General features: G+C 71.8%; 23 protein-coding genes. 14 read left to right on the top strand and 9 right to left on the bottom strand.

Annotated features, from left to right (window positions below; all coding sequences use genetic code 11):
- The first annotated feature begins 6 nt into the window (after positions 1-6).
- Positions 7-894, top strand: coding sequence for an alpha/beta fold hydrolase (locus tag BM333_RS02725; RefSeq protein WP_092307014.1), 888 nt, complete (start codon positions 7-9; stop codon positions 892-894).
- Positions 895-897: 3 nt separating this feature from the next.
- Here the strand turns inward: BM333_RS02725 and maiA are convergent, their stop codons facing one another.
- Together maiA and BM333_RS02735 are read right to left on the bottom strand one after the other, a co-directional pair.
- Complete coding sequence (maiA, locus tag BM333_RS02730; RefSeq protein WP_092307016.1) at positions 898-1,530, bottom strand: maleylacetoacetate isomerase; 633 nt, start codon at positions 1,528-1,530, stop codon at positions 898-900.
- Positions 1,527-2,180 (bottom strand): fumarylacetoacetate hydrolase family protein, encoded by a 654-nt coding sequence (locus BM333_RS02735; protein WP_092307589.1) that lies wholly within the window; start codon positions 2,178-2,180, stop codon positions 1,527-1,529. The genes maiA and BM333_RS02735 overlap by 4 nt, the downstream gene beginning before the upstream one ends.
- Positions 2,181-2,317: 137 nt before the next feature.
- Here BM333_RS02735 and BM333_RS02740 point away from each other — a divergent pair, with 137 nt between their 5' ends.
- The 3 genes from BM333_RS02740 (at position 2,318) to BM333_RS02750 (ending at position 3,364) form a co-directional block, all read left to right on the top strand.
- Positions 2,318-2,698, top strand: coding sequence for an ElaB/YgaM/YqjD family protein (locus BM333_RS02740; RefSeq protein WP_092307018.1), 381 nt, complete (start codon positions 2,318-2,320; stop codon positions 2,696-2,698).
- Complete coding sequence (locus BM333_RS15860) at positions 2,698-3,105, top strand: hypothetical protein (RefSeq protein ID WP_092307020.1); 408 nt, start codon at positions 2,698-2,700, stop codon at positions 3,103-3,105. Before BM333_RS02740 ends, BM333_RS15860 begins: the two co-directional genes overlap by 1 nt.
- Before the next feature lie 94 nt (positions 3,106-3,199).
- Positions 3,200-3,364 carry a DUF1328 family protein gene (locus BM333_RS02750; RefSeq protein WP_092307023.1) on the top strand — a complete coding sequence of 55 codons (165 nt, stop codon included), beginning with the start codon at positions 3,200-3,202 and terminating at the stop codon, positions 3,362-3,364.
- 52 nt (positions 3,365-3,416) lie between these two features.
- Here BM333_RS02750 and BM333_RS02755 read toward each other — a convergent pair whose 3' ends face one another.
- Genes BM333_RS02755 through BM333_RS15865 form a run of 3 tightly spaced genes read right to left on the bottom strand, consistent with a single transcriptional unit; the run spans position 3,417 to position 5,636 of the window.
- Entirely contained in the window at positions 3,417-4,274 is an 858-nt protein-coding gene (locus tag BM333_RS02755; protein WP_092307026.1) for a metallophosphoesterase family protein, read from the bottom strand.
- Entirely contained in the window at positions 4,274-5,242 is a 969-nt protein-coding gene (locus BM333_RS02760) for a diacylglycerol/lipid kinase family protein (RefSeq protein WP_092307028.1), read from the bottom strand. The genes BM333_RS02755 and BM333_RS02760 overlap by 1 nt, the downstream gene beginning before the upstream one ends.
- Before the next feature lie 52 nt (positions 5,243-5,294).
- Positions 5,295-5,636, bottom strand: a complete 342-nt coding sequence (locus BM333_RS15865) for a hypothetical protein (protein WP_092307030.1) — start codon at positions 5,634-5,636, stop codon at positions 5,295-5,297.
- Between the two features lie 155 nt (positions 5,637-5,791).
- Between BM333_RS15865 and BM333_RS02770 the strand changes: the two genes are divergently transcribed.
- From BM333_RS02770 to BM333_RS02780, 3 genes are all read left to right on the top strand, one after another.
- Positions 5,792-6,136: a glycine zipper domain-containing protein gene (locus tag BM333_RS02770; RefSeq protein ID WP_092307590.1), complete on the top strand. Its 345-nt coding sequence runs from the start codon at positions 5,792-5,794 to the stop codon at positions 6,134-6,136.
- Between the two features lie 73 nt (positions 6,137-6,209).
- Entirely contained in the window at positions 6,210-6,653 is a 444-nt protein-coding gene (locus tag BM333_RS02775) for an OmpA family protein (protein WP_218151404.1), read from the top strand.
- A gap of 197 nt (positions 6,654-6,850) precedes the next feature.
- Positions 6,851-8,914, top strand: a complete 2,064-nt coding sequence (locus tag BM333_RS02780) for a protein-disulfide reductase DsbD family protein (protein ID WP_092307594.1) — start codon at positions 6,851-6,853, stop codon at positions 8,912-8,914.
- Here the strand turns inward: BM333_RS02780 and BM333_RS02785 are convergent.
- The gene (locus tag BM333_RS02785; RefSeq protein ID WP_092307032.1) at positions 8,886-9,362 is read right to left on the bottom strand and encodes a hypothetical protein; all 477 of its coding nucleotides are present in this window, start codon (positions 9,360-9,362) and stop codon (positions 8,886-8,888) included. The two genes, BM333_RS02780 and BM333_RS02785, sit on opposite strands and share 29 nt — an antisense overlap.
- A 102-nt stretch (positions 9,363-9,464) precedes the next feature.
- On the opposite strand from BM333_RS02785, the gene pgi reads away from it, so the two are divergent.
- Complete coding sequence (pgi, locus tag BM333_RS02790; protein WP_092307034.1) at positions 9,465-11,090, top strand: glucose-6-phosphate isomerase; 1,626 nt, start codon at positions 9,465-9,467, stop codon at positions 11,088-11,090.
- Between the two features lie 87 nt (positions 11,091-11,177).
- Here the strand turns inward: pgi and BM333_RS02795 are convergent, their stop codons facing one another.
- Positions 11,178-11,609, bottom strand: coding sequence for a YMGG-like glycine zipper-containing protein (locus BM333_RS02795; protein WP_092307036.1), 432 nt, complete (start codon positions 11,607-11,609; stop codon positions 11,178-11,180).
- Between the two features lie 270 nt (positions 11,610-11,879).
- On the opposite strand from BM333_RS02795, the gene groES reads away from it, so the two are divergent.
- The 3 genes from groES to BM333_RS15570 all read left to right on the top strand — a co-directional run bounded on the left by groES (position 11,880) and on the right by BM333_RS15570 (position 14,364).
- A complete protein-coding gene (gene groES / locus BM333_RS02800) occupies positions 11,880-12,167 on the top strand; it encodes a co-chaperone GroES (RefSeq protein WP_092307038.1) in 288 nt (95 codons plus the stop codon).
- A gap of 51 nt (positions 12,168-12,218) precedes the next feature.
- Complete coding sequence (groL, locus tag BM333_RS02805; protein ID WP_092307040.1) at positions 12,219-13,871, top strand: chaperonin GroEL; 1,653 nt, start codon at positions 12,219-12,221, stop codon at positions 13,869-13,871.
- A 187-nt stretch (positions 13,872-14,058) separates the two neighbouring features.
- A complete protein-coding gene (locus BM333_RS15570) occupies positions 14,059-14,364 on the top strand; it encodes a hypothetical protein (RefSeq protein ID WP_143105747.1) in 306 nt (101 codons plus the stop codon).
- Positions 14,365-14,412: 48 nt separating this feature from the next.
- On the opposite strand, the gene BM333_RS02815 is transcribed toward BM333_RS15570, so the two are convergent.
- Positions 14,413-14,889 (bottom strand): MarR family winged helix-turn-helix transcriptional regulator, encoded by a 477-nt coding sequence (locus BM333_RS02815; RefSeq protein ID WP_092307044.1) that lies wholly within the window; start codon positions 14,887-14,889, stop codon positions 14,413-14,415.
- A 65-nt stretch (positions 14,890-14,954) separates the two neighbouring features.
- On the opposite strand from BM333_RS02815, the gene BM333_RS02820 reads away from it, so the two are divergent.
- Genes BM333_RS02820 through BM333_RS02830 form a run of 3 tightly spaced genes read left to right on the top strand, consistent with a single transcriptional unit; the run spans position 14,955 to position 19,647 of the window.
- The gene (locus tag BM333_RS02820) at positions 14,955-16,730 is read left to right on the top strand and encodes an N-acetylglutaminylglutamine amidotransferase (protein WP_092307046.1); all 1,776 of its coding nucleotides are present in this window, start codon (positions 14,955-14,957) and stop codon (positions 16,728-16,730) included.
- Complete coding sequence (ngg, locus tag BM333_RS02825) at positions 16,720-18,501, top strand: N-acetylglutaminylglutamine synthetase (RefSeq protein ID WP_092307048.1); 1,782 nt, start codon at positions 16,720-16,722, stop codon at positions 18,499-18,501. The genes BM333_RS02820 and ngg overlap by 11 nt, the downstream gene beginning before the upstream one ends.
- A 24-nt stretch (positions 18,502-18,525) precedes the next feature.
- Positions 18,526-19,647, top strand: a complete 1,122-nt coding sequence (locus tag BM333_RS02830) for an osmoprotectant NAGGN system M42 family peptidase (RefSeq protein ID WP_092307050.1) — start codon at positions 18,526-18,528, stop codon at positions 19,645-19,647.
- 60 nt (positions 19,648-19,707) lie between these two features.
- Here the strand turns inward: BM333_RS02830 and BM333_RS02835 are convergent, their stop codons facing one another.
- Positions 19,708-20,286, bottom strand: a complete 579-nt coding sequence (locus BM333_RS02835) for a DUF4168 domain-containing protein (protein ID WP_092307052.1) — start codon at positions 20,284-20,286, stop codon at positions 19,708-19,710.
- Positions 20,287-20,295 lie beyond the last annotated feature (9 nt).

Below are 20,295 nucleotides of genomic sequence, written 5' to 3' on the forward strand. Positions count from 1 at the left end.
GGCGGCATGGCGGAGACGAGACGACATTTCCTGACGGGCGCCCTGGCCGGCGCGACGCTGGCGGCCGGACCGGCGCGAGCGCAGGCGGGATTCGCCTCGGGGCGCATCTCGGTGCAGACCCGCGGCCGCGGCGACGACCTGATCCTGATCCCCGGACTGGCCTCGACGGCGGCGGTGTGGACCCGCACCGCCGAGCGGTTGGCGGGACGCCGGCGGCTGCACCTGGTCTCGGTGCGCGGCTTCGGGGACCTCGCTCCGCAGACCAACGCGCGGGGCGCCGTGATGGGCGCCGTGGCCGGGGAGATCCGCCGCTACATCGCCGAGCTGGACCTCGACCGGCCGGCGATCATCGGCCACTCGATGGGGGGTCAGCTGGCGCTGCGGGTCGCCGCCGACTCGCCCGGCCGGGTGTCGCGGGTGATGACCGTGGACTCTTCCCCCTTCTTCCCCGCCCTGATCAGCCCGCAGGCGACCCTCGGCGACGTCGAGCCGATCGCGCGGGTCGCCTACCAGGCGGTGCATTTCCTCGGCGAGGAGGCGTTGCGCTCCGGCGGCCGCAGCATGGGCCTGGATCTGGGCGGGGCCTCGGACGCCCTGTTCAGCGCCGTCGGCTGGCAGGGCGGCGACCGGGGCGTGCTGGCCCAGGCGCTGTATGAGGTCATGACGATCGATCTCCGCCGCCGCCTGCCTGAGATCGCCGCGCCGGTGACCGTGGTCTATGGCTGGAGCGCCGACCGCAACTCGCCACGCAGCCGCGCCGACGCCCTGTTCCGCGCCGCCTACGCCCGGCTGCGTCGTCCCGCGGTATTCGAGCGGATCGAGGGGGCCGAGCACATGGTCATGATCGACCAGCCCGGGCGCTTCCACGCCGCGGTGGACCGGTTCCTGGCTTGAGCCTCAACCGGCGTCGGGCTGGTTGTCCGGGTGGGCGGCCACGAAGGCCGGATGGGCGGCGGCGGCGGCCTCGATGGCGAGCAGGCGCGGGAAAGCCTCGAGCGGAACGTTGAAGCGCCGGGCCGAGTAAATCTGCGGGATCAGATAGCAGTCGGCCAGGGTCGGGGCGGCGCCGAAGCACCAGCCGTTCCCGTGGCGGGCGACGAGCGCCTCCAGCGCCGTGAAGCCCGGGACGATCCAGCGCGCGGCCCAGGCGTCCACCGCCGCCTGGTCGGCCCCGAAGGTCTCGCGCAGGGCCTTGCCGACCCGCAGGTTGTTGAGCGGGTGGATGTCGCAGCCGACGACGGCGGCCATGGCGCGCACGGCGGCGCGGTCGATCGGGGCCGCCGGCAAAAGCGGCGGGACAGGGTGCGCCTCCTCCAGCCACTCGAGAATGGCGGGGCTCTGGGTCAGGACGGCGCCGTCGACCTCCAGTGCCGGGACCAGCCCCTGCGGATTGAGCGTCAGGTAGGCGTCCGCGCGCTGCTCGCCCTGACGAAGGTCGACCCCTCGCTGCTCGTAGGCGAGGCCTTTCAGTTCCAGCGCGATCCGGGTGCGGTACGAGGTGCCGGATCGCCAGTAGCCGTGCAGGATCATCGCGGCCTCACCGTGAAGGACAGGGGCGGCAGGCCGCCGATGGCGCAGTCGACGCGGGCCCCGGGCTCCAGCGGGCCGACGCCTTCCGGCGTGCCGGTGAAAATGAGGTCGCCGGGCTGGACGGCCCAGAGTTCGCGGGCCTTGGCGAGGATCTCGTGCGGGGCCCAGACCATGTCGCCGAGGCGGCCCGACTGTCGCAGTTCGCCGTCGACCCTCAACTCGATCGGCGCGTCCGCGTCCGGCAAGGGGCCAAGATGCAGGTCGCCGCAGGGAGCGGACTGGTCGAATCCCTTGGCCGCGTCCCACGGCCGCCCCTTCGCCTTGGCCGCCGCCTGAAGATCGCGGCGGGTCAGGTCGCAGCCGACGGCCCAGCCGGCGATGCCGCCGTCGGCTCCGACCGCGCACACCAGCTCGACCTCGTGGTGCAGGTCGGCCGTGGCCGAAGGATAGGTCGGGTCGGCGCCGTCGGCGACGAGGGCGTCGGCGGGCTTGGTGAAGAAGAACGGCTCGGCGCGCTCGTGGCCCATCTCGCGGGCGTGAGCGGCGTAGTTCTGGCCCACGCAGACGATGCGTCGCACGGGGAAGCGCTGCGTCGAGCCGACGATCGGCAGGGACGGCGTCGGGCGAGGGGGGAACAGCCAGTCGGACATGGCCATTGTCTAGGCCGGAGAAACCGGCTCCGCCAGTCCGCGCGCATTGCTGCGTTGCGGGAACCGCTACGCCGCAGTGGCGTTCCGGCTCAGGGTTCTCTATCTAACCGTCAAGCTTGACGAACGGAGCGCGCATCATGGCGACGACCAAGGCGGCACGGGCGGCCGTAAAGAAAGACATCGACACCCTGAAGGACGACCTGAAGGCGCTCGGCGCCGAGGAGAAGGCGAACCTGAGGGAGAAGGCGTCGGAGACCGAAACGCGCCTGCGCGCCCGGGCGGCCGAGGCCGAGGCCCGGCTGCGCGAGCAGAGCGAGATGCTGCGCGAACGCGCCCGCGGCTACTACGACACCGCCCGCGTCCGCGGCCGCGAGTACTACGACGACGCCCAGGAGCGCCTCGACGAGGCGCAACGCTACCTCACCGAGCGCGTGCAGGAGCGGCCGATGCAGTCGACCGCGATCGCTCTCGGCGTGGGGGTCGTGCTCGGCATGCTGCTGGCCGGCCGTCGTCGCTGATGATCGGCGGGGGGCTGGCCCGGACGGTGGTCCGCAAGGCGGTGGCCGCCGCGGTGGCCGCCGGCGCGGCGCTGGTGGCGATGATCGCCTTCGGCGCCACGATCTTCTACGCCCTGTGTCTCGTGGTCGTGCCGCTGGCGGCCGCGGCCATCACCTTCCTGCTCTTCGCCCTCGCCGCGCTGGCCGTGGCGGTGATCTTCCTGCGCCGGGACGCGGCCGAGGAGGAGGCGCTCGAGGAGGAGCCGGTCGGGCTGGGGCAACGCGCCTTCATGCTGTTCCGCGAGCGACCGATCCTGGGCACGGTGGCGGCGCTCGCCGGCGGCTGGATCTTCCTGCGCAACCCGGCCCTGGCCAGCATCGTGGCGGCCGCCTTTACCGAGAAAACACACGGTCCCCGGCGGCGCTGACCGGAACGGGGCGGCCTCCGGAACGTTGATACTGGCAGGTGCGGTGCAGTTCATCCGCCCCTGAACTGTATTAACCGCTCCGGGAGAACCGCCTATGCTTCGCTGGGCCCTGATCTTTCTGGTGCTTGCTCTTGTCGCCGGCGCCCTGGGCGCAGGCGGCGTGGCGGGCCTGTCGATGAACATCGCCTATGTGCTCTTCGTCGTCTTCCTGATCCTGCTGGTCGTGCACTTCGTCACCGGACGAGGGCGACGAATCTAGCCCCGCAGACAGACCGGATTGAGGAGCCGCGGTCCCCCGGAACGCGGCTTTTTCATGCCTTGCGGACGGTCTGCTCGAGCACCCCCGGTTCCTCCGGATCGGGCGCGGTCTCCCGGCGGCGGGTGTCCTGGCGACGCGGAAGCCGCCAGGTCTGGGCCGGTTCGAAAGCGTGCCCGTTCCAGGCGATGGCGGTGACGACGATCTCGCCGGCGTCCCACTCGATGCAGTTGAAGCTGGGCGGCGCGCCGCGCTCGCGGTGCGACAGGGTCCCGCAGCCGACCGCGTAGGAGCAGTGGTCGCCGAGGCGGATGGGCAGCGCGAAGGGGACGTGGACGTGCCCGGTGGCGATCAGGTCGACCCCGGCCTCGGCGAAGATGACGGCGGCGGCCTCGCCCCGGATCACGTCGCCGGTCATGGGCGTGCCGATCATCTCGACCAGCGGGTGGTGGCAGGCCAGCACCCGCAGGGCCCCCGCAGGCGCCTGGCGGAGGGCGGCCGCCGCCTTTCGGGTCTGGTCGAGGTCGATGACGCCCTTGGACCAGTTGAGCCGCGCCTGCCAGCCGCGGGCGGTGACCACGCCCCGGACCATGACCGTTTCACTGAGGAACTGGTGATCGTGGGCGGGGTGGCCGATGGCCTTCTCGAACGCGCGCCAGGGGGCGAACAGCCGGGCCGGCAGGCTGAAATACGGGACGTCGTGGTTGCCGACGATGACGAAGGTCGGCTCGGGCATGCGTCGGATCCAGTCGCCGGCCGCGGCGAACTCGTTCGGCAGGCCCTTCTGGGTGACGTCGCCGGTGATCAGGATCAGGTCGGAGGGGGTGGCGTGAGCGTAGTCCAGCGCGGCGGCGCAGGCGTGGGCGTGTTCGCGACCGAAATGGACGTCGGAGAACTGAAGGATGCGACCCACTAGACGCTGTCCTCGGCGGCGGCGGGAACCGGCGCCAGGGCCCGGAACGCCTTGGGCAGGAAACGGACGGACGCCTCGTGGTGCAGCAGCAGAGGCTCGCCGTCGATCACCGCGGGAATGCGGGAACGGGCGCGCAGCCGGACCCGCTGGGCCGGACGGGTGGTGACCGAGGGGTCGAGGCGCCAGTCGTCGAAGACCGCGTGGGCCGCCAGCCGGAAGGCCTCGCCCGCGTCCGCCGGGTTCATCGCCGCAGCCTCCAGCCCGGCGTCCTCGTCGATGGCTTTCGAGATCATCGGACCGATCAGCACCAGGGCCTCGGCCCGGCGTTCCGGCTGGTTGTCGAGGATGTAGCGCAGCCGGCCGGTGAAGGCCCGCTTCAGGGCCCGCCGGGCGTAGAGCCACGCCAGCCGCAGGCGGCGCAGGCGGATGGCCTCCCGCGCGGGGGCCCACAAGGCCGGAGCGCCGAAGACCGCGGCGCAGAAGAAGGCGCGGCGCACGTCGCCGTCGGCCACCTCGCCCCCGGCGATGTCGTGGGATGTCCCTTCCTCAAGGGACACCTTCAGGGCCGTCTTCCAGTCGCTGGAGCCGTACAGCGCCTTGGGCAGCATGTTCATGGTGCCGCCGGGCAGGGGGGCGACCAGGGGACCGTCCGGCCCGGCGCGGGAGGCGATGGTTCCGGCGGTGCCGTCGCCGGCGAGGACGAACAGGGCGTCGGGCCTCTCGTCGAAGGCGGCCTGGACCTGGGCTTCGAAGCTGGCCGGCTCCAGCGAGACGACGGTGGTCTCACAGGCGTAGCGGGAGAGGATCTCCAGCGCCTCCTCGGCCGCGTTGGGGCCGACGCTGCCCGAAAGCGGGTTTATCAACATGATCACCCGGGTGAGCCGGACGTGGGACGTCAGTTCGCACGCGTCTGCCGCGCCGTCCGACGGGGTTGCGGGATCGACAACCGTGACCGTTGCTTCGCTCATGCGGCCCGAACGTCCGCCCTGGGGCGATGTTCCGGCGGACGGGGCCCGGCCCCTACTTCTTCAGTTCTTCGGAGGCCGCGGCGGCGCCGGCCTGGGCGGCGTCGCCCGCCTTCTCCGCCGCCGCGCCGGCGGCGTCGGCCGCTCGGTCGGCGACCTCCGGCGCTTCGCCGCGCACCGTGGCGACGCCGGCGGAGATCCAGCGATCCATGATCGCGCCGCCGTCGGCCAGCGACTTCTCCTTGATCCCGAGGACCGCGGTCAGCACGCCGAACAGCGCCAGCACGGTCACCACCACGCTGACCAGCGGATTGCCGCCGCGGCGTCGCCTGGGCCGGTTCCACACCGGGCTGTGATCGCCGTCGTCCGCCATGCGGACGGGTTCGGAAAAGCGCATACGAAACCCCCGTTTCACCAGACAGCCCGCGCGGCGCGCCTCCGCACCGCCGGGATGAAGCCTTCACAGGCCTGACCGCAATGATAGCGGCGGAACCGCAACGCTTATCCAGCGTTCTCACCCACGGGGCGAAACCCGGGATGAAGGATTCCACCATGAAAAAGGCGATCATCGCCATTGCGGGCGCCGGGCTGATGGCCACCGCGTGCGCCAGCGACCCGTATTACGGCGGCACCAACGAGACGGTGCGCCAAGGCGCCATCGGGGCCGGCATCGGCGCGGTGGCCGGCGCCATCATCGGCAATAACACCGGTAGCGGCAACGCCGCCACGGGCGCGGCCATCGGCACCGTCGTCGGCGGCGCGGCGGGCGCGATCCGCGGCTCGCAGCAGGACCGGGCCAACCAGCAGCGTTATCGCGACAGCCAGGGCCGGTACTACTACTGCTACGATAACCGCCAGGATGAGTGTTACTGGGAGAACGGCCAGCGCCGGTACTAGGGCGACGGCTGGATGAAGACAGGGGCGGTTCGCCGATGGGCGGGCCGCCCCTTCTCGTGGAGAGGGACGAACGATGCGGAAGCTGGCGGCGGCGGGGCTTGCGGCGATGGCCGTGGCGGGGTGCGGTCTGACCCGCGGAATGGATCGGGACGAACTGGTCGCCGAGCCGTCGGCGTGCGCGCCGCAGCGGTTCGAGGTCTATTTCGCCGAGGGTGAGGCGGCGCTGACCCAGGCGGCGCTCCAGGCTATCGGCCTGACGGGAACCCGGCTGCAGGGGTGCGACATTCGTCGGGTGCAGGTGATCGGGCTGGCCGACCCGACCGGCGGCGCCGAGGCCAACCTCGACCTGTCGGAGCGGCGGGCGCTGGCGGTCACCGAGGCGCTGGCGGCGGCCGGCTGGCCGGCGCCGGCGTTCGAGCTGGGCGCGGCCGGGGAGTCCGGGGCGGTTACGGCGGCGGGCGCGGTCGAGCCGATGCGGCGACGCACCGAGGTGCTGGTCGACGCCGCCCCGAAGTGAGGCGACGCGCCGCTGGCGGACGGCGGTGACGCCGACGCCGTGGAGCGGCTAAGGTCCGCGCAACCTCGAGGGAGCCCCGGTTGCGCCTGTTGATCCGCCTTTTCTGCCTGCTGCTGGCTGTCGCCGCCCCGTCCGTCTTGGCGGCCCAGACGTCGGGGCCCCAGCGCACCGAACGGATCGAGGCCGAGCTGGTCCCGATGAGCCGCTGGGCGGCGCCCGGCTCGACCGCGGTGGTCGCGGTGCGCCAGGACATCGAGCCGGGCTGGCACACCTACTGGCGCAATCCGGGCGATTCCGGCGGGGCGACGACGCTGACCTGGCGTCTGCCGGAGGGGGTGCGGGCGGGCGACATCGTCTGGCCGCTGCCGGAGCGCCAGCGGCTGCAGGGACTGACCAACTACGGCTACGAGGGCGACGTCTACCTGCCCGTTCCGGTGGAGATCCCCGCCGGCGCCCGGCCCGGCTCGACCGTGCCGCTGGCGGTCGAGGCGCTGTTCTTCGTGTGCAGCGACGAGATGTGCGTGCCGGAGACGCTGAACCTGCGGCTCGACCTGCCGGTGCGCGAGGGGGCGGCCCCGCCCGACCCGCAGCACGGCGCCGCCATCCAGCGCGTGCTGGCCGGGGCGCCGGCGCCGGCCGGGATCGAGGCGCGGGTGCGGGTGGAGAACGGCGTCCTGACCCTGACCGCCGCAGGCGGCCCGCTGGCCGGACGCGACCCGGGCCCAAGCTACTTCTTCCCCTTCGAGGGCGGACTGATCGACCACGCCGCGCCGCAGACCGGGGCCTGGGGCCCCGAGGGCCTGACCCTGGTGATGAGCGCGGGCGCGAAGGCGCAGGCTGGCGTGACGGGCCCGCTGGAGGGGGTGCTGGCCACATCCCTCGGGGCCTTCGAGATCCGCGCGGAGCCGGGGGCCGATCTACCCGGGGCGAGAGGCTCCGGCGATCTGGCGGCGATGGCGGACGCCGGCGCCGGAACGGCGCCTGCCGCGATCGGATGGTCCGGTTTCCTCCAGGCGGCGCTGTTCGCCCTGCTGGGCGGGTTGATCCTCAACCTGATGCCGTGCGTGTTTCCGATCCTGGCCATGAAGGCGGCGGCCCTGAGCGCGGCGGCGCACGATCCGGCGCGGGCGCGGCGCGACGGTCTGGCCTTCCTCGCCGGCGTGCTGACCACCTTCCTGGCCCTGGCCGGACTGCTGCTGGCGCTGAGGGCCGGCGGCGAGGCGATCGGCTGGGGCTTCCAGCTGCAGTCGCCGGCGGTGATCGCCGGCCTGTCGCTGCTGATGCTGGCGGTGGCGCTGAACCTGTCGGGCGTCTTCCACATGGGCGCGGGCCTGCAGGCGGCGGGAACAGGGCCGCTGTCGCGCCTGCCAGGCGCGGCGGGGGCCTTCTTCACCGGCATGCTGGCGGTGGTGGTGGCGGCCCCCTGCACGGCCCCCTTCATGGCCTTCGCGCTGGGCGCGGCGCTTCTGATGCCGTGGCCGATGGCGCTGGTGGTGTTCCTGATGCTGGGCCTGGGACTGGCCCTGCCCTTCGTGCTGGTCAGCCTGACGCCGCGGCTGCTGGCCCGCCTGCCGCGTCCCGGCCCGTGGATGGAGCGGCTGAAGGGGCTGCTGGCCTTCCCGATGTACGGCACGGCGGCCTGGCTGGTCTGGGTCTTCGCCCGGCAAAGCGGCGCCGAGGCGCTGGGACTGCTGCTGCTGGCCGCGGTGCTGGCGGCCTTCGGCCTGTGGCTGACCGGACTGAACCAGGCGCGGCGGGCCGAGGGCGGGATCGCCGTGTTCAGCGCGGTCGCCGCCGCCCTGGCCCTGGTCTCCGCCGTCGCTCTCGCCGGCGCCGCGGCCGTCATGCCGCCCGGGACGCAGGCGACCGCCGCCACGGCGTCGGCCCTGCCGTCGCAGCGGTGGTCGCCGGAAGCCGTCGAGGCTGCACGCGCCGAAGGTCGGCCGGTGCTGGTCAACTTCACCGCCGACTGGTGCGTGACCTGCAAGATCAACGAGCGGACGGCCCTGTCGTCGGCGGCGACGCGGCGGGCGCTGGACGGCGCCAATGCGGTCTATCTGGTCGGGGACTGGACGCGGCGCGACGACGCCATCACCGCCGAACTGCGCCGCCACGGCCGGTCCGGCGTGCCCCTGTACCTGCTGTACGCGCCCGGCGCGGCGGAGCCGCGGGTGCTGCCGCAGTTGCTCACGGAAGGGACGGTGATCGCCGCGCTGGAGGCGGCTTCGCCGGTCAGACCGGCGGCTGCGGCGGGGCGGTGATGACCTCGACGTTGTCGTTGAGCAGATAGGCCAGTTCGTCCAGCGCCACGCGACGCTCGGTGGCGCTGCCGGCGGTCTCGACCGCCTCCAGCCGCTTGGGCATGTCCTCGGCGATGCCGCGCAGGATGCACTTCAGGTCGCCGTCGGTGCCGCGCTCCTTGAGGACCAGGTGCCCCTGCATGTCGAGGGCGGCGAGTTCGACGGCCCGGGCGCGGAAGGCGGTGAACTCCGGCCCGGCCGCGAAGCCGTCGCTTTCGGCCGCGCCGTCGGCCATCCAGCCGCGGACGAGGCCGTGGAGTTGGCCGGAACGGGCCACGATGTCGGCGAACAGGGGCTCGCCCGCCACCGAGACCGGGGCCCCGGCCTCGACCGGCGGCACGGCGGCGGCCGCGGCGACCGCCGGGTCGGAGAGCAGGAGGGAGACGGCCAGGGCGACGCCGCAGGACATGGCGGACCTCTTTTGCTGAGGCCGAATCAGCGGATTCGGCGTTGAACGGGCTTACGCCTCACCCGTAAACGGGGCTTTACCCTCTTCCGACAGAGTTCGCCCATGACCCCTCGCGCCCAGGCCCTGGACATGCTTCGCGCCGTCGCCCGCAAGGACGCCGACGCCCGCATCGTCCACCACTTCGCCACCGACCCCGGACGGCTGGAGCGAATGGGCGTCGAGGCCGCGGGCCTGTACCTCGACCTGTCGAAGCAGGCGTGGAGCGCGGAAGGGTTCGAGGCGGCGATCGATCTGGCGCGGGCCTGCGATGTCGAGGGACGGCGCGCGGCGCTGTTCGGCGGCGAGGCGGTCAACAACACCGAGGGTCGGGCGGTGCTGCACCCGGCGCTGCGGGCGGCCGACGATGCGGATTTCCGGGCGCTGGGCGAGCCGGTGTCGAAGGAAGTGGCCGAGACCCGCCGGGCCATGGCGCGTTTCGCCGCCGACATCGGCTCCGGGGCCGAGACCGGCGGCACCAAGCAGCCCTTCCAGGCCATCGTGCACATCGGCATCGGCGGCTCCGACCTCGGGCCGCGGCTGTTGTGGGATGCGCTGCGGCCGCTGGAGCCGACCATCGACCTGCGCTTCGTCGCCAACATCGACCCGCGCGACATGGCCGAGGCGCTGGCCGGTCTGGACCCGGAGACGACGCTGGTGGTGGTGGTGTCCAAGACCTTCACCACCCAGGAGACGCTGGCCAACGCCGAGCTGGCCAAGGCGTGGCTGGCGAACTCGCTGTCGCCGAAGCGCATGGCGCGCCATCTGGTCGGGGTGACCGCGGCGCCGGAGAAGGCCGAGGCCTTCGGTTGCGGCCGCACCTTTGGTTTCCGCGACTGGGTCGGCGGCCGCTACTCGCTGTGGTCCGCCGTCAGCCTGTCGGTGGCCGTGGCGCTGGGCTGGGACGTGTTCGAGCGGGTGTTGGACGGGGCCCGCGCCATGGACCAGCACTTCCTCGAGGTGGACCTCGAGCGCAACGCGCCGGTGCTGCTGGCGCTGGCCCAGGTGTTCAATGTGGAGGGGCTGGGCCGCCACGCCCGCACCGTGGCGCCCTACGCCCACGGGCTGCGCCGGCTGTCGGCCTTCCTGCAGCAGCTGGAGATGGAGTCGAACGGCAAGCGGGTGAAGCGCGACGGCGCGCCGGTCGACACGGCCACCGGGCCGATCGTGTTCGGCGAGCCGGGCACCAATGGCCAACACGCCTTCTTCCAGCAGATCCATCAGGGGCCGCAGGTGATCCCCGCGGAGTTCGTGGTCGTCGCCCACACGTCGGAGGCGGCCGCCGACGCGGGAGAAGGCGACGCGCCGCTGTGGTCGAACGCCCTGGCCCAGGCCCAGGCGCTGATGCTCGGCAAGACCGGGGCCGAGGCGCGGGCGGAGATGCTGGCGGCCGGCGTGGAGGAGGCCGAGGCCGACCGGCTGGCGCCGCACCGCGCCTTCCCCGGCAACCGGCCGTCGACGACGATCCTGATGGACGCCCTGACGCCCGAGGCGGTGGGGGCGCTGCTCGCCCTCTATGAGCACAAGACCTTCGTCGAGGGCGTGATCCAGGACATCAACAGCTTCGACCAGTGGGGCGTGGAGCTGGGCAAGGTGCTGGCGAAGGCGATCCTCAGGGACGTCGCGGCCGGGGCGCCGTCGGAGGGGCTGGATCCCTCGACCGCGGAGCTGATGAAGCGGCTGATGGTCTAGGCGCGCAAAAGGCGGACGCCGTCTCCGGCGCCCGCCTTCCCGCCCACACGCCTGACCGGTTTTCGGCCGGGCGAACCTGGAGCGCGATCACCAGCGCCGATCGTAGCGGTAGTCGCGGTCGTAGCGCCGCTCGTCGCGACGGTCGCGACGCCACTCGCGGCGGTCGCGACGTTGCTCCCGGCGGCTGTAGCCGTCACGGCTGTTGATGCCGTGCTCGCGTTCCCAGTGGCCGCGGTTCCGGTAGCAGCGGCCGCCGCGGTAGTAGCCGCAGTCGTCCCGGCCCGACGAGGCGCCGACGGCCGCGCCGGCCAGCGCGCCGCCGGCGATGTAGGCCCCGTCGCCGTTGCCGATCACGGCGCCCGCCAGCGCGCCCACGGCGGCGCCGATCAGGGCGTCTTCGGCCCGGTCGTCGTCGCGGTCGCGGTCGTAGCGGCTCTGCGCCTGGGCCGGCGCGGCGAGGAGGGCGAGGGCCAGAACGCCGGCCGCGGGGGCGGCGAAAGCGAATTTCGAGATCTGCATGTTCCGATCCTTTCCCTGTCCGGCGGCATGCCGGTCGCAGACGCTTTTGTACGGCAGCGCTGCTGAACGGCCGGGTGAGGCGGCCGTTCATGCGCGGTTCACCTCGCCCCACCGCGCACGCCGTCTGAAAACGACGGGAATTCGGCGGCGCCGCGCTTGACGCTCCGCGCCCGCCGCCCTACCTGCCGCTCGCGTTAGCACTCTCGCCCGGTGGCTGCCAAAAGCGGCGCCGCGGGAGCGTTCATCGAGAACCTTTGGGAGAACACACAGATGGCGTTTCGTCCGCTCGGCGACCGCGTGCTCGTGAAGCGCGTGGAAGAAGAATCCAAGACCAAGGGCGGGATCATCATCCCCGACACCGCCAAGGAGAAGCCGCAGGAAGGCGAAGTCGTCGCGGTCGGCCCGGGCGCCCGGGACGAGGACGGCAAGCACGTCGCCATGGACCTCAAGGCGGGCGACCGCATCCTGTTCGGCAAGTGGTCGGGCACCGAGGTCAAGATCGACGGCGAAGACCTGATCATCATGAAGGAATCGGACGTCCTGGGCGTGCTGTCGTAAGCACCCGACGACCAGCTTTCCTCACAGAAACCAGAAGATAGGAGCAGCCACATGGCCGCCAAACAAGTCCAGTTCTCCACCGACGCCCGCGAGAAGATGCTGCGCGGCGTCAACGTCCTCGCCAATGCGGTGAAGGTGACCCTCGGTCCGAAGGGCCGCAACGTCGTGATCCAGAAGTCCTTCGGCGCCCCGCGCTCGACCAAGGACGGCGTCTCGGTGGCCAAGGAGATCGAACTCGAGGACGCCTTCGAGAACATGGGCGCCCAGATGATCCGCGAAGTCGCGTCGAAGACGAACGACAAGGCGGGCGACGGCACCACCACCGCCACCGTGCTGGCCCAGGCCATCGTGCAGGAAGGCCTCAAGGCCGTGGCCGCCGGCATGAACCCGATGGACCTGAAGCGCGGCATCGACAAGGCCGTCACCGTGGTCATCGAGAACGTCAAGTCGTCGTCCAAGAAGGTCTCGGCCAACTCGGAGATCGCCCAGGTCGGCACCATCTCGGCCAACGGCGACCTCGAGGTCGGCGAAATGATCGCCCGGGCCATGGAGAAGGTCGGCAATGAGGGCGTGATCACGGTCGAGGAGGCCAAGACCGCCGAGACCGAACTCGACGTCGTCGAGGGCATGCAGTTCGACCGCGGCTACCTGTCGCCCTACTTCATCACCAACGCCGACAAGATGGAGGCCCAGCTCGAGGAGCCGCTCATCCTGCTCCACGAGAAGAAGCTGTCCTCGCTGCAGGCCATGCTGCCGATCCTTGAGGCCGTCGTGCAAAGCGGCCGTCCGCTGCTGATCATCGCCGAGGACATCGAGGGCGAGGCCCTGGCCACCCTGGTGGTCAACAAGCTGCGCGGCGGCCTGCGCGTCGCCGCGGTCAAGGCCCCGGGCTTCGGCGACCGCCGCAAGGCCATGCTGGAGGACATCGCCGTCCTGACCGGCGGCCAGGTGATCTCGGAAGACCTCGGCATCAAGCTCGAGAACGTCACCCTAGACATGCTCGGCAAGGCCAAGAAGGTCACCATCACCAAGGACGACACCACCATCGTGGACGGCGTCGGCGAGAAGGCGGCCATCGAGGCCCGCATCGGCCAGATCAAGACCCAGATCGAGGCGACCACCTCGGACTACGACCGCGAGAAGCTGCAGGAACGTCTGGCCAAGCTGGCCGGCGGCGTCGCGGTCATCCGCGTCGGCGGCTCGACCGAGGTCGAGGTCAAGGAGAAGAAGGACCGCGTCGACGACGCCCTCAACGCCACCCGCGCGGCGGTCGAGGAAGGCATCGTCCCGGGCGGCGGCATCGCCCTGCTGAAGGCGTCCAAGGCGCTGGAAGGCCTGGAAGGCGACAACGCCGACCAGAAGGCGGGCATCGCCATCATCCGCCGCGCCCTGCAGGCCCCGATCCGTCAGATCTCGGAGAACGCCGGGGTCGAGGGCTCGATCGTGGTCGGCAAGGTGCTGGAGTCGAACGACGCCGCCTTCGGCTTCAACGCCCAGACGGAAGAGTACGGCGACCTGGTCAAGATGGGCGTCATCGACCCCGCCAAGGTGGTCCGCACCGCCCTGCAGGACGCCGCCTCGGTGGCCGGCATCCTGATCACCACCGAAGCGGCCGTGGCCGACGCCCCGAAGAAGGGCAACGCCGGCGGCGGCGCCCCTGACATGGGCGGCATGGGCGGCGGCATGGGCGGGATGGACTTCTAAGGGAGTCCGTATCGCCCAGCTGCTAGAGGCTGGAACAGGAAGGGCGCCCCGGGGAACCGGGGCGCCCTTTTGCGTGGCGCGTTCTCGCTCCTACACCCCTCCACCGCTTCGCGGTCCCCCTCCCCATCGCTACGCGACAGGGAGGAGACGGCATGAACCCCCGCCCCCCACTGCACGTTGGGCCGCCATGACCCGCCCCCGCGATCCCCACACCTGCCGCCGCGCCCTGCGCGAGATCGGGGAGATCGCGGCCGTGGCGGGGCTGGAGGGCGGGCGGATGAGCGATCAGGAGGCGCTGGCCGAGATCGCGGCCATCGCCGAGTGGGTGCTGGACGAGGCGCCGGGGGCGCGGGCGGACTGCGGCGACGTGGTGCGGCGGCTGGCGCGGATGACGGCGGGGGTGGACTTCGAGGCGCTGGAGGACCGGGCGGCGCAGGACCTGTTCGGCCAGGTGCTGGGGGTGCTGGAGGGGGCGGGAAGCGGCGCGGCGTAGCCTTCCGCCGCCCGCTACGCGCCGCGGGCGGGGCGGGGCGACGGGCGGTCAGGCGGGCGCTTCGGCGGCGATCAGGTCTGTGACGGCGCGGATGGCGGCGGCCAGGGCCTCGCGGCGCTCGGGCGGCAGGTCGGCGAGGGCGCGCATGGCCCCGGGGCGGAGCAGGCCGGGGGCGTCCCTGAGGGCGGCCTCGCCATCGGGGGTCAGGCGGGCGTGGACGATGCGGCGGTCGCTGGTCGAGCGGTAGCGGACGATCAGGCCGCGCGCCTCCAGCCGGTCCAGCACGGCGACCACGGTGGGAGCCGACAGGGAGACGTCGCGCGAGACGGCGTGGGTGCTGACCTCGCCCAGGGCGCGGATCGACTGCAGCACCAGCAGCTGGGGCAGGGTCAGGCCGGTCAGGCGGGCGATCTCGCGCGAGCGCACGTCGATGGCCTGGGCGATGCGGCGCACCGAGCGGACCAGCTCGGCGGTGGGGTCGGGCTCCGTCGGGAGGGGCGGGTCGGCGGCGGAAATGTCGCGCATCGGGTTGAAACTCTTTCGTGCACTAACCATTTGTTCCCGCTGCTTCCACAATTCAAGGAGGGCCCATGTGCGGTCTGAGCGGCGAGATCAATTTCGACGGGCGGCCGGCCGACGCCGGCGCGCTGCAGCGGATGACGGATGCGCTCTCGCCCCGCGGGCCGGACGGTTCGGGCCTGGTGCTTCGCGGCCCGGTGGGGCTGGGGCACCGCCGGCTGAAGATCATCGACCTGTCGGAAAAGGCCCAGCAGCCGATGGTCGACGCCGACCTCGGGATCACGCTGGCCTTCAACGGCTGCATCTACAACTACCCGGAGCTGCGTGAGGAGTTGCAGGGACTCGGCTTCCGCTTCTTCTCGCACGGCGACACCGAGGTGATCATCAAGGCGTGGAAGGCCTGGGGCGACCGCTGCGTCGATCGTTTCAAGGGCATGTTCGCCTTCGTTCTGCACGAGCGCGACAGCGGCCGGGTGGTGATCGCCCGCGACCGCTTCGGCATCAAGCCGCTGTACCTGGCGGAAAAGGGCAAGCGGCTGCGCTTCGCCTCCAGCCTGCCGGCGCTGCTGGCGGCGGGCGAGGTCGACACGACGATCGATCCGGTCGGGCTGCACCACTACATGACCTTCCACGCGGTGGTCCCGCCGCCGCACACCCTGCTGAGGGGGGTGAAGAAGTTCCCGCCGGCGACGATCCGGGTCATCGAGGCGGACGGGTCGGCGAAGGATCGCCTCTACTGGCGGCCGGACATGACCCGCCACGCGGAGGACGCGGCGCTGTCGGCCGAGGACTGGCGCGACCGGGTGCTGGACGGCCTGCGCGCGGCGGTCAAGCGGCGCATGGTGGCCGACGTGCCGGTGGGGGTGCTGCTGTCGGGCGGGGTCGATTCCAGCCTGATCGTCGGCCTGCTGGCCGAACTGGGCCAGAAGGACCTGATGACCTTCTCGGTCGGCTTCGAGGCGGCCAACGGGGAGAAGGGCGACGAGTTCGTCTATTCCGACCTGATCGCGAAGCACTACGGCACCAAGCACCACCAGATCTTCGTGCCGCACCAGCGGCTGATGGAGGCACTGCCCGGGACCATCGGGGCGATGTCGGAGCCGATGGTCTCCTACGACAACGTCGGCTTCTACCTGCTCAGCCAGGAGGTCTCGAAACACATCAAGGTGGTGCAGTCGGGCCAGGGCGCGGACGAGGTGTTCGCCGGCTACCACTGGTACCCGCCGATGGTGGACGCGGCCGATCCCGTCGAGACCTACGCCAAGGCCTTCTTCGACCGCAGTCACGAGACGCTGAAGACCCAGCTGAACGGGGCGTACATGGCCGACACGGATGTCAGCCGGGCGCTGGTCGAGGCGCATTTCGCGCAGCCGGGCGCGGAAACGGGGGTCGACAAGGCCCTGCGTCTGGACAGCCAGGTGATGCTGGTCGACGACCCGGTTAAGCGGGTCGACAACATGACCATGGCCTGGGGCCTGGAGGCCCGCGTGCCGTTCCTCGACCACGAGCTGGTCGAGCTGGCCGGCCGCATCCCGCCCGAGCACAAGCTGGCCCAGGGCGGCAAGGGGGTGCTGAAGGAGGCGGCGCGGCTGGTGATCCCGTCCGAGGTGATCGACCGCAAGAAGGGCTACTTCCCCGTCCCGGCCCTGAAATACATCCAGGGGCCCTATCTCGACATGGTGCGCGAGGCCCTGACCAATCAGGCGGCGCGCGACCGCGGCCTGTTCGACAGGGGCTATCTCGACAGGCTGTTCGACGATCCCACGGCACATATCACCCCGCTGCGGGGTTCAGAGCTGTGGCAGGTCGCCGTTCTCGAGATGTGGATGCAGCAGCATGGCCTCTGACGCCCGTCCGCCCCGCCCCAAGGCCCACCGGCTGAAGCGTCTGCGCCACGAGGGGCTGAAGCCGCCGGTGCAGACCGGCGACGGTCCGACGCCGAACGCGGTGCTCGACTGCGGATGGGGGCGGTTGCTGTTCGCCCAGACCTTCGAGACGGCGGAGCCGCTGGTGGAGGCGCTGCGGGCCGAGCAGCCGGACCGGCGCGACATCGCCTTCTATGTCCGCAATCCGCACGTCCTGCTGGCCCAGGCGCCGCAGGAGGTCTTCCTCGACCCTTCGCACACCTACCGGCTGGACCTCTCGACCTATCGCGCCAGCCGTCGCCAGCCGCGTGGGTTCACCGTCCGCCGGCTGATCCCCGAGGCCGACGCCCAGGCTGTCAACGACATCTACGCCAAGCGGAGAATGGTGCAGGTGCCGCCGGAGTTCTTCGCCTCGACCCGGGACGACCGGGCCCTGATCTACTTCGTGGCCGAGGACACCGCCACCGGCGCGGTGATCGGCACGGTGACGGGGGTCAACCATGCCCGCGCCTTCGAGGATCCGGAGTGCGGCTCGTCGCTGTGGTGTCTGGCGGTCGATCCGCAGGCCACCCAGCCCGGCATCGGCGAGGCGCTGGTGCGCCGTCTGGCCGAGCATTTCGCGACCCTCGGGCTGGCCTACATGGACCTGTCGGTGATGCACGACAACGTGCAGGCCATCGCCCTCTACGAGAAGCTCGGCTTCCGTCGCATCCACTTCTTCGGGGTGAAGCGGAAGAACCCGATCAACGAGGTCCTGTTCGTGGGCCCGAGCGACGACCGGGATCTCAACCCCTACGGCCGCATCATCGTGGACGAGGCGCGCCGGCGGGGCATCCACGCCGAGATCATCGACGCCGAGGGGGGCCTGTTCCGGCTCAGCTGGGGCGGGCGCTCCGTGCGGTGCCGCGAGAGCCTGTCCGAACTGACGTCGGCGGTGGCCCTGAGCATCTGCGACGACAAGCGCATGACCCGGCGGATCGTCGAGGCGGCCGGCGTCCGCGTGCCGGCGCGGATCGATCCGGACGACCCCGCCGCCATCGCCGCGGCGCTCAAGTCCTACGGCAGCCTGGTGGTCAAGCCGGCCCGCGGCGAGCAGGGCCAGGGGGTGGCCGTGGGCCTGACCACCGCGGCCGAGGTCGAGGCGGCGCTGGAACGGGCCCGCCGCATCTGCTCGGAGGTGCTGATCGAGGAGCAGGTCCAGGGCGAGGACCTGCGGCTGGTCGTCATCGACTACAAGGTGGTCGCCTGCGCCCTGCGCCGCCCGCCCCGGGTCGTCGGGGACGGGCGCTCGACCCTGCGGTCGTTGATCGAGCACCAGAGCCGGCGGCGCGAGGCGGCGACCGGCGGCGAGTCGAAAATCCCGATCGACGCCGAAACCGAGCGGACTCTCGCGGAGGCGGGCTACCGGCTGGACGACGTGGCGCCGGAAGGCGAGGAGGTGCTCGTGCGCAAGGCGGCCAACCTTCACCTCGGCGGCACCATCCACGACGTCACCGAAGAGGTGCATCCGGAGCTGATCCGGGCGGCCGTGGCGGCGGCCCGGGCCATCGACATCCCGGTCACCGGCATCGACCTGATGGTGAAGTCGCCGCGCGCGCCCGACTACGCCTTCATCGAGGCCAACGAGCGCCCGGGCCTGGCCAATCATGAGCCGCAGCCGACGGCGGAGCGGTTCATCGACCTGCTGTTTCCCCTGTCCGCGCCCGCGGCGGCGCGCGTGGCCGTCCGCACCGACGCCCAGATCTCCGCCTGAGTCCGAAGCCCCGAAGGAGCGACCTTGCCCCGTCCCGCGATCGACCTCGCCTATCTGAAGGCCCGTCTGTCCGAGCTGCTCAACACCCCCAGTCCGACCGGCTATACCGACGAGGCGGTCTGGCTGCTGTGCCGGGAGCTGGAGCGGCTGGGCCTGACCTATGAGCTGACCCGGCGCGGCGCCATCCGGGCCCGTCTGGCGGGGCGCGACGCCAAGCCGGCGCGCGCGGTCGTGGCCCACGTCGACACCCTCGGGGCGCAGGTGAAGGCGGTGAAGGACAACGGCCGGCTGGAGCTCGTGCCCATCGGTCACTGGTCGTCGCGCTTCGCCGAGGGGGCGCGGGCGACGGTGTTCTCGGAAGGGGGCGCGTATCGCGGCACCATCCTGCCGCTCAAGGCCTCGGGCCACACCTTCAACGAGGAGGTCGACAGCCAGCCGGTCAACTGGCGACAGGTCGAGCTGCGCATCGACGCCGTGGTGCACAGCCGGGCCGACGTCCACGGTCTCGGGGTCGAGATCGGCGACATCGTGGCCATCGACCCGCAGCCGGAGTTCATGGACAGCGGCTTCATCGTTTCGCGCCACCTCGACGACAAGGCCGGCGTGGCGACCCTGCTGGCGGCGCTGGAATGCATGATCCGGGAAGAGCGGGTCCCGACCGTCGACACCTGGTGGCTGTTCACCATCGCCGAGGAGGTCGGGCACGGCGCCTCGTCGGTGCTGGTCCCGGACGTCGCGTCGATGGTGACGGTCGACAACGGCACGACGGCGCCGGGTCAGAACTCCTCGGAGTTCGGGGTCACCATCGCCATGGCGGACCAGACGGGGCCGTTCGACTGGCACCTGACGCGCAAGCTGGTCCACCTCGCCCGCGACCATGACATTCCGCACCAGAAGGACGTGTTCCGCTACTACCGCTCGGACTCGGCCTCGGCGCTGGAGGCGGGCGCGGACATCCGGACGGCCCTGCTGACTTTCGGCATCGACGCCAGCCACGGCTACGAGCGCATCCACGAGACGGCGTTGCGCGACCTGGCGCGGCTGCTGATCGCCTATGCGGAGAGCGAGGTCGAGATCGGCCGCGACGCCAAGCGGCTGGGCGGCGTGAAAGGCTTCACCCACCAGCCGCTGGACGAGGGCGGCTGACGCAAGAAAAAAGGGGCGGGCCCGCGCGGGACCCGCCCCTCTTCCAGAGGGTGGTCTGGATCAGCCGTCGCTGCGGGCCGCGGCGAGGGCGACGCGCGCCTGCAGCCGCTGGTCGGCGGCGAGGGCGCCCGAGATGGCGTTGAAGCGCTCGAGCGCGAGGCCCGACGAGGCGATGGCCTCGGCCATGGCGGCCTGCTGCTCGGCCGTGGGGGCGGCGCCGTTCAGCTGGGCGGCGATGGGACGAACCGCGGCCATGGCCGTGGCGAACTGGCCCAGCTCGGCGTCGGTCGCCGTGGCGCCGACCGAGCCGGCGGGCGACTCCGGAGCCCGCGCGACCGCGAGGCGGGCGGCGAGGATCTCGTCCCCGGCCTGGACCGACTGGGAGATGGCGTTGAAGCGGTCGAGTGTCAGGCCGGCGCCCTCGATGGCGGCGACCATCGCCGCCTGCTGCTCGGCCGTGATCTGGCCCTGCACCTGGGCCTGGACGGCGCGGACGCCTTCCTCCGCGGCAGCGTAGCTGGCCAGTTCGGCGTCGGTGACATCCTGCTGCACGACGGCGGCGGGGACGGCGGGGGCGGCGACCGCCGGGGCGGCGGCGAAGGCGAGCACGGAGGCGGCGGCGAGGAAGGCGAAGCGCATGAACTGTTC

The organism is Brevundimonas viscosa, assembly GCF_900116065.1.
In the GTDB taxonomy this organism is placed as follows: Bacteria; Pseudomonadota; Alphaproteobacteria; order Caulobacterales; family Caulobacteraceae; genus Brevundimonas; species Brevundimonas viscosa.

What these genes read in the sequence shown, in the direction of transcription:
- BM333_RS02815 (WP_092307044.1), bottom strand. Translation starts at nt 14,889, where the DNA reads ATGCGCGACATTTCCGCCGCCGACCCGCCCCTCCCGACGGAGCCCGAC.
- BM333_RS02775 (WP_218151404.1), top strand. Translation starts at nt 6,210, where the DNA reads ATGCGGAAGCTGGCGGCGGCGGGGCTTGCGGCGATGGCCGTGGCGGGG.
- groES (WP_092307038.1), top strand. Translation starts at nt 11,880, where the DNA reads ATGGCGTTTCGTCCGCTCGGCGACCGCGTGCTCGTGAAGCGCGTGGAA.
- BM333_RS02785 (WP_092307032.1), bottom strand. Translation starts at nt 9,362, where the DNA reads ATGTCCTGCGGCGTCGCCCTGGCCGTCTCCCTCCTGCTCTCCGACCCG.
- BM333_RS02770 (WP_092307590.1), top strand. Translation starts at nt 5,792, where the DNA reads ATGAAAAAGGCGATCATCGCCATTGCGGGCGCCGGGCTGATGGCCACC.
- BM333_RS02750 (WP_092307023.1), top strand. Translation starts at nt 3,200, where the DNA reads ATGCTTCGCTGGGCCCTGATCTTTCTGGTGCTTGCTCTTGTCGCCGGC.
- BM333_RS02820 (WP_092307046.1), top strand. Translation starts at nt 14,955, where the DNA reads ATGTGCGGTCTGAGCGGCGAGATCAATTTCGACGGGCGGCCGGCCGAC.
- BM333_RS02735 (WP_092307589.1), bottom strand. Translation starts at nt 2,180, where the DNA reads ATGTCCGACTGGCTGTTCCCCCCTCGCCCGACGCCGTCCCTGCCGATC.
- BM333_RS02795 (WP_092307036.1), bottom strand. Translation starts at nt 11,609, where the DNA reads ATGCAGATCTCGAAATTCGCTTTCGCCGCCCCCGCGGCCGGCGTTCTG.
- BM333_RS02760 (WP_092307028.1), bottom strand. Translation starts at nt 5,242, where the DNA reads ATGAGCGAAGCAACGGTCACGGTTGTCGATCCCGCAACCCCGTCGGAC.
- groL (WP_092307040.1), top strand. Translation starts at nt 12,219, where the DNA reads ATGGCCGCCAAACAAGTCCAGTTCTCCACCGACGCCCGCGAGAAGATG.
- BM333_RS02835 (WP_092307052.1), bottom strand. Translation starts at nt 20,286, where the DNA reads ATGCGCTTCGCCTTCCTCGCCGCCGCCTCCGTGCTCGCCTTCGCCGCC.
- BM333_RS02780 (WP_092307594.1), top strand. Translation starts at nt 6,851, where the DNA reads ATGAGCCGCTGGGCGGCGCCCGGCTCGACCGCGGTGGTCGCGGTGCGC.
- maiA (WP_092307016.1), bottom strand. Translation starts at nt 1,530, where the DNA reads ATGATCCTGCACGGCTACTGGCGATCCGGCACCTCGTACCGCACCCGG.
- BM333_RS02725 (WP_092307014.1), top strand. Translation starts at nt 7, where the DNA reads ATGGCGGAGACGAGACGACATTTCCTGACGGGCGCCCTGGCCGGCGCG.
- BM333_RS15865 (WP_092307030.1), bottom strand. Translation starts at nt 5,636, where the DNA reads ATGCGCTTTTCCGAACCCGTCCGCATGGCGGACGACGGCGATCACAGC.
- BM333_RS02740 (WP_092307018.1), top strand. Translation starts at nt 2,318, where the DNA reads ATGGCGACGACCAAGGCGGCACGGGCGGCCGTAAAGAAAGACATCGAC.
- ngg (WP_092307048.1), top strand. Translation starts at nt 16,720, where the DNA reads ATGGCCTCTGACGCCCGTCCGCCCCGCCCCAAGGCCCACCGGCTGAAG.
- pgi (WP_092307034.1), top strand. Translation starts at nt 9,465, where the DNA reads ATGACCCCTCGCGCCCAGGCCCTGGACATGCTTCGCGCCGTCGCCCGC.
- BM333_RS15860 (WP_092307020.1), top strand. Translation starts at nt 2,698, where the DNA reads ATGATCGGCGGGGGGCTGGCCCGGACGGTGGTCCGCAAGGCGGTGGCC.
- BM333_RS15570 (WP_143105747.1), top strand. Translation starts at nt 14,059, where the DNA reads ATGACCCGCCCCCGCGATCCCCACACCTGCCGCCGCGCCCTGCGCGAG.